Below are 13,481 nucleotides of genomic sequence, written 5' to 3' on the forward strand. Positions count from 1 at the left end.
GTGAGTTCCTGCTATCGACCTTCAGTCATCGGTGTCATCAGAGGGCGCCTCACCATCGTCGGTGTCATCCACCGTGCCTGGCTCCCCGTCCAGAGAGGCTACTGCGCCCTCTTCCTCCATTTCGTCCACTTCTTCCGGCTCTTCTATGCGATCCACGCCCACCAGTTTCTCATCGTTGGACAGCCGTATGATGCGCACGCCCTGGGTATTGCGGCCCAGTACCGAGATCTCTTCGGCTCGGGTCCGCACCAGGGTGCCCTGATCGGAGATCAGCATCACCTGATCGCCGTCCACCAGCTGAATCGCCGACACCAGAGGCCCGTTGCGTTCGTTGACCACCATCGAGATCACGCCCTGAGTGGCGCGGCTCTTGGTCGGGAAGTCACCGGTGGCGGTACGTTTGCCGTAACCATGCTCGGAGACCGTCAGCACAGTGGCAGCATCATCAGGCAGCATCAGGCTGATTACCCGGTCATTGTTGCCCAGGCGGATGCCTCTGACCCCGCGTGCGGTGCGGCCCATCTCGCGCACGGAGTCTTCAGCGAAGCGCACGGCCTTGCCCTGGCTGGAAAACAGCATGATATCCTGGCTGCCATCAGTGATGGCGGCCTGTACCAGATGATCGCCCTCATCCAGGCCCAGCGCAATCAGACCATTGCTGCGGGGGCGCGAAAAAGCTTCCAGACTGGTTTTCTTGACCGTGCCGTTGGCCGTGGCCATGAACACGAAACGGTCTTCCGTGTATTCACGCACCGCCAGTATGGTGGTGACGCGCTCGGCTTCTTCCAGTTGCAGCAGGTTGACCAGCGGTCGCCCACGCGACTGGCGGCCGGCCTGCGGAATCTGATACACCTTGAGCCAGAACACCCGCCCGCGGTCGGTGAAGCACAGCAGCGTATCGTGGGTGCTGGCCACCAGCAGCATGTCGACAAAGTCCTCGTCCTTCACGCCCAGAGCCGACTTGCCCCGACCGCCACGGCGCTGAGCCTGATAGCTGGCCAGCGGCTGGGTCTTGGCATACCCGGTGTGCGAGATGGTAACGACCATGTCTTCTTCATTGATCAGATCTTCCACGGAGAAATCTTCGCGGTTGTCCACGATCTCGGTGCGGCGTTCATCGGAATACTCATCGCGCACGGCGACCAGCTCTTCTTCAATCACTTCCATCAGGCGGGCCTGGCTGTTGAGTATCCGCAGCAGTTCCCCGATGTTCTCGATAATCTGCCGATACTCGTCCAGCAGCTTGTCGTGCTCCATGCCGGTCAGCTTCTGCAGACGCAGGTCCAGGATGGCCTGAGCCTGGTCGGGCGACAGGTAATAGCGGTTGTCGTGCACGCCCAGTGCCGGGTCCAGATCATCCGGACGGCAGGCGTCGGAACCGGCCCGTTCCAGCATGGCGCTGACATCACCCAGTTCCCAGGAACGCGCCAGCAGGCGGTCTTTCGCCTCCTTGCCCGAGGGTGAGGACTTGATCAGCTCGATGACCGGGTCAATATTGTTCAGCGCAATGGCCAGGCCTTCCAGGATATGGCCGCGCTCTCTGGCCTTGCGCAGTTCGTAGATGGTGCGTCGGGTCACCACTTCGCGGCGGTGGCGAATAAAGGCTTCCAGCAGCTCTTTCAGATTCAGCGTCCGCGGCTGGCCATCGACCAGCGCCACGGTGTTGATGCCGAACACGGATTCCATCTGCGTCTGCGCGTACAGGTTGTTCAGGATCACGTCCGCCATCTCGCCACGCTTGATTTCGATGGCAATGCGCAGCCCGTCCTTGTCGGATTCGTCCCGCAGCTCGGAAATGCCTTCTATCTTCTTCTCTTTCACCAGCTCCGCGATTTTCTCTATCAGGCGCGCCTTGTTCACCTGATACGGCACCTCAGTCACGACCAGAGTTTCACGCCCGGTCTTGTCGTTGGTCTCCACATGCGTGCGGGCACGCACGTAGACTCGGCCACGACCGGTGCGGAAGGCATCGACGATGCCCTTGCGACCATAGATAAAGCCCCCGGTGGGAAAGTCCGGGCCGGCCATGTACTGCATCAGGTCGTCGACCTCCAGTTCATGGTCCTTGATCAGGGCCAGGCAGGCATTGATCACTTCGCCCAGGTTGTGCGGCGGAATATTGGTCGCCATCCCCACGGCGATACCGGACGAACCGTTGACGAGCAGGTTCGGAATCCGCGTGGGCATTACTTCGGGAATCTGTTCCGTGCCATCGTAGTTGGGCACGTAGTCCACGGTTTCCTTGTCGAGGTCGGCCAGCAGTTCATGCGCAAACTTTTCCATGCGCACCTCGGTGTAACGCATGGCGGCGGCCGAATCACCGTCAATGGAACCGAAGTTGCCCTGGCCGTCGACCAGTGTGTAGCGCATGGCAAAAGGCTGGGCCATGCGGACTATGGTGTCGTAAACCGCCGAGTCACCATGGGGGTGATACTTACCTATGACGTCACCCACCACACGGGCGGACTTCTTGTACGGCTTGTTCCAGTCGTTGCTGAGTTCCTGCATGGCGAACAGCACGCGCCGGTGCACCGGCTTCAGGCCGTCTCGTACATCCGGCAGTGCCCGTCCGACGATGACCGACATGGCATAGTCGAGATACGACTGCTTGAGTTCTTCCTCTATATTGACCGAAAGAATTTCTTTGGCTAGATCGCCCATCTGATGCGGTTCCTTTATCCTTTGGTGCCTGCGGCAGGCCGAAAGCAGGAGATTCTAAAACCGGCGAATCATACCATAAATCAATGCCTTGGGGCACTCTGCAGCGACGATGAAAGCGCTCGCTCCCGGTGACCCTGCCGGAGCCGAGCGGATGCGCTTCAACTGCGGACCAAATGGTCGCAACAGGCTGACAGAAACACCGTCAGAGGCTATCCTTGGCGACCTCCGCCCCCGGATTCAAATTCGCCTAACCGCAGGGAGACCCCATGTCCGCCAATGCCCAGGTTGATACGCTCATTCACGCCGGCTGGATAGTGACCGTCAATGCCGAACGTCAGATACTCACCGAACACAGTCTCGGCATTACCGATGATCGCATCAGCCACCTGCTGCCGACCGCGACCGCGCGCCAGCAACTCAGCGCCGACCAGATACTGGAGCTGCCCGAGCATGTGCTGATGCCCGGGCTGATCAACATGCACGGCCATGCGGCCATGTCGCTGTTTCGCGGCATGGGAGATGACCTGCCGCTGATAACCTGGCTGCAGGACCATATCTGGCCGGCCGAAGGCCGTTTTGTCAGCCCTGAATTCGTGCGTGACGGCACCGAGCTGGCCATAGCCGAGATGCTGCGCTGCGGCACCACCTACTATGCGGACAACTACTTCTTCCCGGAAGACACCATAGACATCATTCGTCAAAGCGGCATCCGCAGCCAGATCTGCTTCCCGATTCTGGATTTCCCCACCAACTGGGGTGATGGTCCGGATACTTTCCTGCACAAGGGGCTGGCACTGGCGGCCCAGTTGAAAGGCGACCGGCAGATCATGGTGTCACTGGGTCCGCATGCGCCCTATACGGTGTCGGACGAGCCCTTCCGCAAGATCATTGCCGCCAGCGAGCAGCATGATCTGCTGATTCAGATGCATGTGCATGAAACCGCAACCGAGGTGAGCGACAGTGAGCGCGACCGCGGGCAGCGGCCGCTGGTTCGGCTGCGTGACCTGGGCCTGCTGAGCCCCAGGATGCAGTGCGTGCACATGGCCGTGCTGAACGATGACGACATCCGCATCGTGGCCGACAGCGGAGCCACAGTCGTGCACTGTCCGGAATCCAACCTCAAGCTGGCCAGCGGTTTCTGCCGCGTGCATGACCTGCAGCAGGCCGGCGTCAATCTGACGCTGGGTACCGACGGCGCGGCGTCCAACAATGACCTGGACATGTTCGGTGAGCTGCGCACTGCAGCCCAGTTGGCCAAGGCCGTCAGCGGCAATGCCGAGGCCCTGCCCGCTCATGCGGCGCTGGAGATGGCTACCATCAATGCCGCCCATGCCCTGCGCCTGGCTGATCGACTGGGCTCACTGGAAATAGGCAAGCAGGCCGACCTGATTGCGGTCGATTTCAGTGGCCTGGAAAGCCAGCCGCTGTACGATCCGGTATCCCATCTGGTGTATGCCACCAGCCGGGATCAGGTGCAGCATGTCTGGGTGGCCGGCCGGCAGTTGGTGCGCAACCGGGCGCTCACCACCCTGGATACGGATGCCATACGCGCGCGGGCCAGACACTGGCAGCAACGCATTATTGACGGGCAACAGGAGGCCGCAGGCCAATGAGCACCGAGCAGCGCAATGTCGACCCGGAAGAAATAGCACGCTTTGACCAGGTCGCTGCCCGCTGGTGGGACCCCGCCGGCGAGTTTCGCCCTCTGCATGACATCAATCCGCTGCGGGCCGACTACATAGACCGCCACACCAGGGGTGTGGCCGGCAAAAAGCTGCTGGACGTCGGTTGCGGCGGCGGCCTGCTGGCGGAAGCCATGGCAGTCAGAGGCGCGCAGGTACTGGGCATCGACCTCAGCACCATAGCGCTCGACGTGGCCCGGGAGCATGCCCAGGCCGGCGGGCTGAACGTGGATTACCGCCACAGCGCCGTGGAAGAACTGGATGAGCAGGATTTCGACATTATTACCTGCCTGGAAATGCTGGAGCATGTGCCGGCGCCGGAAGCCATCATCGCCGCCTGCGCGGAGCGCCTCAAGCCCGGCGGTGATCTGATTGTCTCCACCATCAACCGCAGCCCCACCGCCTTCGCCACCGCCATTGTCGGGGCCGAGTACCTGCTGGGCCTGGTACCACGCGGCACCCACGAATACGCCCGACTGATTCGCCCCAGCGAACTGGCGGCCTGGTGCCGCCAGGCTGGCCTGAGCCTGCGCGACGAATGCGGACTGAGCTACAACCCGCTCACCCATTCGGCCCGCCTCACAGACCAGATTTCTGTCAACTACATGATGCATTTCAAACGGGAGGCTGCATGACGCAGGTCACCAGCATTGATCTGAGTGCTTTTCAACCGGAACCCGACCTGCTGCGGGACCGGGTCATACTGATCACCGGCGCCGGCAGCGGTATCGGTGCCGCCACCGCCGAGGCCTGTGCGGCCAGCGGTGCCACGGTGATTCTCCTCGGCCGCACTCAGGAGAAACTGGAACAGGTAGACGACCGCATTCGGGCGCGCATCAAGGATGCCGAACCGGTGCTGATGCCGTTTGATCTGGAATCCAGAGAACACGAGTCCTACCACCAGATCGCCACCGCCATCGAACAGCAATTCGGACGCCTGGATGGCCTGGTGCACTCCGGTGCCGTACTGGGCCAGCGCACGCCCATCGAGCAATACAATCACGCCGCCTGGGAACGGGTTTTCCAGATCAATGTACATGGCGGCTTTCATCTGACTCGGGCCCTGCTGCCCCTGATGAAGCGCGGCCCGCAGGGGCGCATCGTCTTTCTTAGCTCGAGTGTCGGGCGTCAGGGTCGGGCCTACTGGGGCGCCTACGCGGCCAGCAAGTTCGCCGTGGAAGGCCTGTCCGAGACTCTGGCCGACGAATTGAAGTCGCAGGCCGATTTCTGTGTCAATGTGGTCAATCCCGGCCGCACCCGAACGGCCATGCGGGTGTCTGCCTACCCGGCGGAAGACCCGGCCACCGTCCCCACACCCGAATCGCACGTACCGCTGATGCTGTACCTGCTGAGCCATCATTGCAGCGGCCAGACCGGCCAAAGCTTTGACGCCCAGTGACCGCTGGCAAGCGCCCGCGCTGACAGTGACATAAATTTGTCGCGCGCTCTCGAGGGGCTTTTTTCATATCCTGTTAGAAGCTCCTAACTCACTGTTTTAAAACACTTTTTTAAAGAAAAGTCCAGGCTGGCACAATTCTGGCTTTACTAGTTCTAAATCGTCAAAGTACGGACTTGAAAATGGCCTACCAGTCAACGCCGGAACAGTTGTCCAGCAAGCGGAAGAAGGTCACGCCGCTGGAAAGCCGTCGCACCGCGAAGAGCCCCACTGAACGCGGCAGTGCCTTCCTGCAGGAGTTGCGGCTGCGCATCTCCAGCCTGCTGCAGACCACGCTTGATGCCGAACGCATCGTTGACTATTTCTATCAGGAAGTGCAGTCAGCGGTTGCCGTTGATGGCCTGTCCTACCGGCATGAAGTTGCCGCTGTCGAGATCAGACAGGGTATGCGCGAAAAGCATCGGGCCCATTACCGGCTGAGCACCAATGAGGACTACTTTGGCGAAATCGAATTTACGCGTCGGCATCGGTTTTCCGAAAACGAGTTGATCAAGCTGGAATCCCTGCTGGACCTCTTTGTCTACCCCATGCGCAATGCCATGGCTTACCAGGAAGCGCTGCGCTGCGCCGTGACTGATCCGCTGACGGGAGTGGGCAATCGTCTGTCGCTGTCCAATGCGCTGCGCCGGGAACTGGAACTGTGCCGACGCTATGATCAGCAGTTGTCCGTACTGCTGATGGATATTGATCGCTTCAAGAGTGTCAATGACCTCTACGGACACAGTGTGGGCGATCAGATACTGCAATCGGTGGCGCAGATCACACGGCGCTCCCTGCGGGATGCTGACAGCATCTACCGCATGGGCGGAGAAGAATTTCTGGTCCTGATGGCCAACACCAGCCTGGCCGACGCCCGCCTTATCGGCGAGCGCATCCGCGTCAATATCGCCCAGTCTGATCTTGATCTTGGGCCGGAGGCCAAACCCGATATCACCGTCAGCATTGGCGCCGCCGAGTACCAGGACGGTCTGAATCCGGACACCCTGGTGCAAGCTGCAGATCAGGCCATGTACAAGGCCAAGCGCAACGGTCGCAACCAGGTGCAGGTGCTCTGACCCGGGTCGGTCAAGCTGGTGCCCTCTGTCAGCGGCGCACCTTTATCAGCCAGACTAGCGGCGTACCTTGCGCCGCGCCGACCCAGGCCCCGACCTGCCGGCAGCATTGCGCAGACGGGCCTTGTGACGCTGGCGATCCGGCTTGCGTGCCGCCCCGACACCACTGCGCTTGCGCTGCTTGCGTTCGGTCTGCTCCTTGAGCTTGCCACTCAGGGCCGGCACCGGCACTGAAGGCAGGTCTACCTGGGCGGCCAGAGCATCCACTGCCGCCTGATCAAGGTCCTTCCATTGGCCCATGCGCAGATCCGCATCCAGAAACACATTGGCAAAGCGGACCCGCTTGAGGCGGCTGACCTTGACGCCCTGCGATTCCCACAGGCGGCGCACTTCACGATTGCGCCCTTCCATGATGACCACATGGAACCAGATATTGGCCCCGGAGCCCCCGAATTCCTGAATATCGGTAAAGCGGGCCAGCCCGTCTTCCAGCATGACGCCTTCATGCATGGCCTTTACCATCTCCGGTTTGACCTCACCCAGTACCCGCACCGCATATTCGCGCTCGATCTGGGAAGACGGATGCATCAGGCGGCTGGCCAGTTCACCGTCCGTGGTCAGCAGCAGCAGGCCCGAGGTGTTGACGTCCAGCCGACCGACGGAGATCCAGCGCCCGTCACCGGCCGGCGGCAGTCGATCAAAGATGGTTGGCCGTCCTTCCGGGTCATTGCGGGTACAGACTTCGCCCTCCGGCTTGTTGTACAGCAATACCCGGCGCACATGGCCGGGCACGGCCACCGCCTGGCCGTCAAAGACCAGATGATCTTCCGCAGTGACACGATCGCCCAGCCGCGCCGGCAGGCCGTTGACCTCGGCTCGCCCGGCGCTGATGGCGGCTTCCATTTCACGGCGCGAGCCCAGGCCAGCCCGGGCCAGCACCTTCTGCAGTTTCTCACTGCCAGCCTGTGCACCGTCAGACTCTGGGGCTTCAGCCTTCGTCTGGGCCCTGGCTTTGGCGGGACGTTTGCGGGTCGGTTTCTGTGTCATCGTCGGTACCATCTGACTGAAGTAAGTTGGCCTGTGCGGCCAGTTTGTTTTGAATAATGGCCAGTTGCTCGGCCTCGGTAAGTTCGGCTTCCCGGGCCGCGCTATCAGCATCCTCTGCATTGGCCTCTCCGGCCGCGGCGGGGTCGCCAGAGGTCGCATCCGCAGCGTCGGCACTGTCGTCAGGCTGCTGCCGCAGACCGGTCTCGAACTGGTCATTGAGTTCGTCCAGCGTCTCCCACTGCTCGCTCAGCTCGGCGTCAAGATTGCCCTCTTCGCTGTCACTGTCTTCATCCTGCAGCCGGGACAGCATGCTGGCAAAGGAACTGCTGTCCGCTTCACCCTCCAGCCCGGTTTCCAGATCCAGTTCCGGTTCCAGTTCGGCCATGGACTTGATCTCTGACAGCGGTGGCAGCTCATCCAGGCTGCCCAGACCAAAGTAGTCAAGAAACTGCTGCGTGGTGGCGAACAGTGCCGGCCGGCCAGGCACATCGCGATGCCCCACCACACGCACCCACTCGCGCTCCAGCAGGGTGCGAATGATGTTGCTGGCCACGGATACCCCGCGCACATCCTCGATTTCGCCCCGGGTAATGGGCTGCCGATAGGCAATCAGGGCCAGCGTTTCCATCAGCGCCCGGCTGTATTTCTTCGGCTTTTCATCCCACAGACGGCTCAGCCAGGGATGCAGGCCGCGCTTGGTCTGAAAACGGTAGCCGCCCGCCACCTTGACCAGCTCCACACCGCGGCTTTCATTGCGTTCCTGCAGGCGCGCGATAATGCCCCTGATCTCGGTTTTCGATATCGGCGCTTCGTCGCCGAACAGCACCTGCAGACGCTCCAGACTGAGTGGCTGAGCACTGGCGAAGAGGGCGGCTTCCACCACCTGTTCGCGGGCGTTGTCGGCGTCCGGGAAACCTTCAAACTGGCTGTCGGCCATGCTGCTGTCGTCACTGGTTGCTGTCATGCTCTCGCTTCCGTCATCACGGGGTCTGCTCGCTGAACACGCTGCTGTCCAGCGCAGTCAGGTCGGCATCTTCACGCACCTGCAGATAGATGGGCCCGTAGGTATCACCCTGCACGATCTCGATGATGCGCTCCTTGGTCAATTCCATCATGGCCAGAAAACTGACCACCACACCGGCCCGGCCCTCCGCACGCGTGAACAGATCGGACAGGCGGACCTGTCGACGCTGCCGCAACAGGCCCAGAATACTCTGCATGCGGTCACGGGTGGACAGGTTCTCCCGGCTGACCTGATGCTCCTCGAACATGGATTCGCGCAGCAGCACATGCTTCATGGCCAGCATGACCTCGATGAACTCCACCGGCGGGTGCTGGGCCGGCGCGCCCTCGATGGACTCGCCCGGTGTAACAAAGAACTCGCGCCCTTCCCGCGGCAAGGCATCCAGCGATTCGGCTGCGGCCTTGAACTGTTCGTATTCCTGCAGGCGCCGTATCAGTTCGGCGCGCGGATCTTCCTCGGCATCCTCTTCTTCCTGCCGCCTGGGCAGCAGCATTCTCGACTTGATCTCGGCCAGCACCGCAGCCATGACCAGATAATCACCGGCCACATCCAGTTCGAGATTCTGCATCACGTCCACATACTGAATGTACTGGCGCGTGATCTCGAACACATTGATATCCAGAATATCCAGGTTCTGCTTCTTGATCAGATACAGCAGCAGGTCAAGCGGCCCCTCAAAGGCCCGCAGAAACACTTCCAGAGCCTCCGGCGGTATATAGAGGTCACGCGGTACCTCGGTTACCACCTCGCCCAGCACGATCGCAAACGGCAGCTCACCCTGCTCCTGGCGAGCCGTTTCACGCAACGCGGCCAGACCGTGAGGGCGCTGCTCCGCCGCGCTCTCCGCAGGCGTCGCTGACTGCAATTCACCCGGCTGTTCGGATTCGGTCATGCAATATGTCCTGACAAGGCTGTACAGCGACAGTATTTCCCAGTTTCGGGGCCCGGATCAATCCGCCGGTCAAATCGGCGCCGCAGCAGCACCGTTTCATTGTTCAAAGGGGGCCGGGTCGCCCGCGCCCTCTCGCACTACGGTCGGTATCTCCGCCAGCAGGCTGATCACGGTGGTGGGCACGAACCCGCAGTAGCCGCCGTCAATCACCAGATCGACGCTGTGCTCCAGGGTCTCGCGAATGGCCCAGGGTTCGACCATGGGCTCGTCCTCTCCGGGCATGATCAGCGAGGTACTCAGCAACGGCTCGCCCAGTTCGGCAAGCAGCGCCTGGGTGATGGGGTGCTCGGGGATGCGCAGGCCGATTTCCCGCTTTTTCGGGTGCATCAGGCGACGCGGCACCTCCCGGGTGGCATTGAGCAGGAACGTATAGGGGCCGGGCGTGTTGTTCTTGAGCAAGCGAAAATCGGTGTTGTCGACCCTGGCGTACAGCGACAGTTCGGACAGATCAGAACAGACCAGCGTCAGATGATGGCGGTCATCAATCTGGCGGATGGCTCGAATCCGGTCCGCAGCCTGCTTGTCGCCCAGATGGCAGCCCAGAGCATAGGCCGAATCGGTCGGATAGGCGATCACTGCGCCGGCACGGATCATCTCCACCGCCCGTTTGACCAGTCGTGGCTGCGGCGTCTCGGGGTGGATGGAAAAAAACTGACTCATAACGCAAATCGCTCCCAAACGGGTTGCAGACCAGCCGGCAGCGGCGGCACCTGGCCCAGCGCCAGCCACTGCTGGCTGTCATGGTGAAAATCACTGCCCGCCGATGCCGCCAGTTCATGGGTCTGACACAGCTCGGTAAACAGCATGCGGTCATTGGGTGTCATCCCGGGCACGCCTATCTCCAGGGCGCTGCCACCGGCCGCGGCGAAATCCGCCACCATCTGCCGTTTCTTGCGGCCGGTCAGGCGATAGCGGTGCGGATGCGCCAGCACGGCCTGGCCGCCGGCCGCCCGCACCCATTGCACCACTTCTTCCATGGTCGGCCAGTGGGTTTTCACATCGCCCAGTTTGCCAGCGCCGAGAAAGCGACGAAAGGCCAGTTCGGCACTGCGGATCTGCCCACTGTCAACCAGAAAGCGAGCGATATGAGGGCGCCCGGGCGCTGTCGGAGCCTGCTCGGACCGCACCCATTTTTCAACCCCTGCGAAACCGTTGCGGTCCAGCTTGTGAGCAATGCGCAGGGCCCTTTTGGCCCGCGCCTCGCCCTGTCGCTCGGCCGCCTGCAGACTGTCGGGATGAGCCGGATCAAAATCAAGCCCCACCAGGTGTACCAGTATCCCGTTCCAGACCGCCGACCATTCCACCCCGGTGACATAATGCAGGCCATCATGCCCGGCAGCCAGAGCCCGCGCCTCGGTCTGGCCGGACAGGGTATCGTGGTCGGTAATGCTGAACCACTGCAGGCCGGCAGCACCGGCTCGCGCCACCAGCGCATCTATGGTCAGGGAGCCGTCTGAACAGGTACTGTGACAATGCAGATCGGCCCGTTCGTAACGGCGTGATCCGGACCGATAGACAGGGTCTGCATCGCTGTTTAAACTGTCGGTCGTCTCGGTCATGTTACTCGGCCATGCAAAACGGCGAGTATACGTGACATCGAGCCCAATTTCTCGCCCGTGTTGGAAGGATAAAGCATGTATTATGCGATCATGTCGGAAGACGTGAACGACAGTCTGCCGCTGCGCCGTACCGCCCGCCCGGCTCACCTGGCGCGGCTGGAAGAGCTGCGTGATCAGGGCCGACTGCTGATAGCCGGCCCGCACCCCGCAGTGGACACTGAAGACCCGGGCGAAGCCGGTTTCACCGGCTCACTTGTAGTGGCTGAATTTCCCTCACTGGAAGCCGCCCGCGAATGGGCGGAGTCCGATCCCTATGTTGAGGCGGGTGTCTATGCCCGCACCACAGTAAAACCTTTCAGGAAGGTATTGCCGTAACCATGATGACAAAAAAACACTCCGCACTCTGCCTGCTGCTCTCCCTGCTTGTAGCGGGCGCTCTGCTGCCTGCTGCAGCGACAGCGCAGACCACAGATGACACCCGTTATATCTCCGACATTCTGCTGGTGCCTCTGCGTACCGGGCCGTCGCTGGAATACCGCATTGTGAACGCCGGGCTGCGCAGCGGCACCGAAGTGGTACTGCTGGAAAACGACCCTGATACCCAGTGGTCCCGCATCCGCGTCGGCCAGCAGGAAGGCTGGTTGCCCACCCGTCACCTCGCTACCGAGCCGGTGGCCCGTGATCAACTGGAAAGCATGGAAGCCGAAGTCGCTGCCCTGCGGGAAGAGAACGAACGCCTGCAGCAGCAGTACAACAACATGCTCGATGAGACCATGACTGCCGACGAGATCTACAGCTCGATCGAGGCCGAACGTGACCAGGCCCAGGCAGAGCTGGAGCGTGTGCGCGAGATCTCCGGCAATGCCATCATGCTGGACGAACGCAATGAAGAACTGCTGGCCCGCAATCGGGTGCTGGAAAACGAGAACGAGCAGCTGCGCTCCATCAACGAAAGTCTGGAAGGCGATACTCAGCAATGGCGCATGATTATCGGCGGTGGCCTGGTGGTTCTGGGGCTGTTGCTGGGTCTGCTGTTGCCTGCGGTCTTCCGTCGTCGCGGCAGTGACGGCTGGTCCTGATGCCGTGGAAGCAGGTTACCATTGAACGTCCGTTTGAACCGGAAAGCCTGCTTGAGCTGTTGCAGGAGGGAGCCCGCGGCTCCCTCTCCCGCTACACCCACTTTGATATTGTGGACTGGTCACGGCGCTATGCCGAGGACCTGCAGCAACAGGCCCCGCTGGATGAAGAGGGCCTGCTGCTGTGGCGCATAGCCGATGACATGGCCTTACGCTGGGAACTGCATATGGCCAGCACCTATACCATTGATGACATGAAACGCTTCTCCCAGGTCGATATTCTGCTGCCCAAGCACTACTTTCTGACCTGGCTAGCTGAACTGGACGCCTGACAATGCCCCGATCCAAGCTTGCACTGCTCGCTGTTCCCCTGGTCCTGCTGCTGGCCGCCTGTGCCGGCTCCGACGAGCCCGAGACAACCGCTGCACCGTCGACGCCCGCTGCCGATGGCCCCAGGGTGATACTGGAAACCTCTGCCGGAGACATTCAACTGGTACTGCACGCCGAGGCAGCCCCGATCACGGTAGAAAACTTCCTGCGCTATGTGGATGAAGGCCATTATGACGGCCTGGTATTCCACCGGGTGATTGACGGCTTCATGATCCAGGGCGGCGGTTTCGATGCCGACCTGGTGCAGCAGAGTACGCATGACCCCATCCGGAATGAAGCCGACAACGGTCTGAACAATGTGCGCGGCACCATTGCCATGGCCAGAACCCAGGCGCCCCACAGCGCCACGGCCCAGTTCTTCATCAATCTGGCTGACAACAACCAACTGGATCAGCGCGGCAATCAATGGGGCTATGCCGTGTTCGGCGAAGTGGAAGCGGGCATGGAGGTTGTCGAGCAGATTGGCGGCACCCGGACCGGCACTCGCCCCACCCCCATGGGCGCCATGGGTGATGTACCGGTCGAGCCCATTGTCATTGAACGGGCTCGCCGCGACGACTCCTGAGCAGAGGCTGGGTCCGC

Annotated in this window: 14 protein-coding genes; 8 read left to right on the forward strand and 6 right to left on the reverse strand. The window is 61.4% G+C overall.

The window, feature by feature from the left end; all coding sequences use genetic code 11:
• Nucleotides 1-21 precede the first annotated feature (21 nt).
• Nucleotides 22-2,661 (reverse strand): DNA gyrase subunit A, encoded by a 2,640-nt coding sequence (gene gyrA, locus E4656_RS05215; RefSeq protein ID WP_135481771.1) that lies wholly within the window; start codon nucleotides 2,659-2,661, stop codon nucleotides 22-24.
• 266 nt (nucleotides 2,662-2,927) lie between these two features.
• On the opposite strand from gyrA, the gene E4656_RS05220 reads away from it, so the two are divergent.
• The 4 genes from E4656_RS05220 to E4656_RS05235 all read left to right on the forward strand — a co-directional run bounded on the left by E4656_RS05220 (nucleotide 2,928) and on the right by E4656_RS05235 (nucleotide 6,854).
• The gene (locus tag E4656_RS05220) at nucleotides 2,928-4,274 is read left to right on the forward strand and encodes a TRZ/ATZ family hydrolase (protein WP_135481773.1); all 1,347 of its coding nucleotides are present in this window, start codon (nucleotides 2,928-2,930) and stop codon (nucleotides 4,272-4,274) included.
• Nucleotides 4,271-4,978, forward strand: coding sequence for a bifunctional 2-polyprenyl-6-hydroxyphenol methylase/3-demethylubiquinol 3-O-methyltransferase UbiG (gene ubiG, locus E4656_RS05225; protein ID WP_135481775.1), 708 nt, complete (start codon nucleotides 4,271-4,273; stop codon nucleotides 4,976-4,978). The genes E4656_RS05220 and ubiG overlap by 4 nt, the downstream gene beginning before the upstream one ends.
• Nucleotides 4,975-5,742, forward strand: a complete 768-nt coding sequence (locus E4656_RS05230) for a YciK family oxidoreductase (protein WP_135481776.1) — start codon at nucleotides 4,975-4,977, stop codon at nucleotides 5,740-5,742. Before ubiG ends, E4656_RS05230 begins: the two co-directional genes overlap by 4 nt.
• Before the next feature lie 179 nt (nucleotides 5,743-5,921).
• Nucleotides 5,922-6,854 (forward strand): GGDEF domain-containing protein, encoded by a 933-nt coding sequence (locus E4656_RS05235; RefSeq protein ID WP_135481778.1) that lies wholly within the window; start codon nucleotides 5,922-5,924, stop codon nucleotides 6,852-6,854.
• A gap of 54 nt (nucleotides 6,855-6,908) precedes the next feature.
• Here E4656_RS05235 and rluB read toward each other — a convergent pair whose 3' ends face one another.
• The 5 genes from rluB to E4656_RS05260 form a co-directional block, all read right to left on the reverse strand.
• Nucleotides 6,909-7,898, reverse strand: coding sequence for a 23S rRNA pseudouridine(2605) synthase RluB (gene rluB, locus E4656_RS05240; RefSeq protein ID WP_135481780.1), 990 nt, complete (start codon nucleotides 7,896-7,898; stop codon nucleotides 6,909-6,911).
• On the reverse strand, nucleotides 7,840-8,862 hold the full coding sequence (scpB, locus tag E4656_RS05245; RefSeq protein WP_167855944.1) for an SMC-Scp complex subunit ScpB: 1,023 nt from the start codon (nucleotides 8,860-8,862) through the stop codon (nucleotides 7,840-7,842). Before scpB ends, rluB begins: the two co-directional genes overlap by 59 nt.
• Before the next feature lie 16 nt (nucleotides 8,863-8,878).
• Nucleotides 8,879-9,814, reverse strand: a complete 936-nt coding sequence (locus E4656_RS05250; protein WP_135481782.1) for a segregation and condensation protein A — start codon at nucleotides 9,812-9,814, stop codon at nucleotides 8,879-8,881.
• Nucleotides 9,815-9,910: 96 nt separating this feature from the next.
• The gene (locus tag E4656_RS05255; protein WP_135481784.1) at nucleotides 9,911-10,534 is read right to left on the reverse strand and encodes an L-threonylcarbamoyladenylate synthase; all 624 of its coding nucleotides are present in this window, start codon (nucleotides 10,532-10,534) and stop codon (nucleotides 9,911-9,913) included.
• Nucleotides 10,531-11,433, reverse strand: a complete 903-nt coding sequence (locus tag E4656_RS05260) for a PHP domain-containing protein (protein WP_135481786.1) — start codon at nucleotides 11,431-11,433, stop codon at nucleotides 10,531-10,533. The genes E4656_RS05255 and E4656_RS05260 overlap by 4 nt, the downstream gene beginning before the upstream one ends.
• Before the next feature lie 75 nt (nucleotides 11,434-11,508).
• Between E4656_RS05260 and E4656_RS05265 the strand changes: the two genes are divergently transcribed.
• The 4 genes from E4656_RS05265 to E4656_RS05280 are packed head-to-tail and all read left to right on the forward strand — an operon-like array spanning nucleotide 11,509 to nucleotide 13,464.
• Nucleotides 11,509-11,808, forward strand: coding sequence for a YciI family protein (locus tag E4656_RS05265; RefSeq protein WP_135481788.1), 300 nt, complete (start codon nucleotides 11,509-11,511; stop codon nucleotides 11,806-11,808).
• Nucleotides 11,809-11,810: 2 nt separating this feature from the next.
• Nucleotides 11,811-12,512, forward strand: a complete 702-nt coding sequence (locus E4656_RS05270; RefSeq protein WP_135481790.1) for a TIGR04211 family SH3 domain-containing protein — start codon at nucleotides 11,811-11,813, stop codon at nucleotides 12,510-12,512.
• Nucleotides 12,512-12,841: a hypothetical protein gene (locus tag E4656_RS05275; protein WP_135481792.1), complete on the forward strand. Its 330-nt coding sequence runs from the start codon at nucleotides 12,512-12,514 to the stop codon at nucleotides 12,839-12,841. Before E4656_RS05270 ends, E4656_RS05275 begins: the two co-directional genes overlap by 1 nt.
• 2 nt (nucleotides 12,842-12,843) lie before the next feature.
• The gene (locus E4656_RS05280) at nucleotides 12,844-13,464 is read left to right on the forward strand and encodes a peptidylprolyl isomerase (RefSeq protein ID WP_135481794.1); all 621 of its coding nucleotides are present in this window, start codon (nucleotides 12,844-12,846) and stop codon (nucleotides 13,462-13,464) included.
• The last annotated feature ends 17 nt before the right edge of the window (nucleotides 13,465-13,481 follow it).

Origin of the sequence: Natronospirillum operosum (genome assembly GCF_004768465.1) — a bacterium.
Taxonomy (GTDB): domain Bacteria; phylum Pseudomonadota; class Gammaproteobacteria; order Pseudomonadales; family Natronospirillaceae; genus Natronospirillum; species Natronospirillum operosum.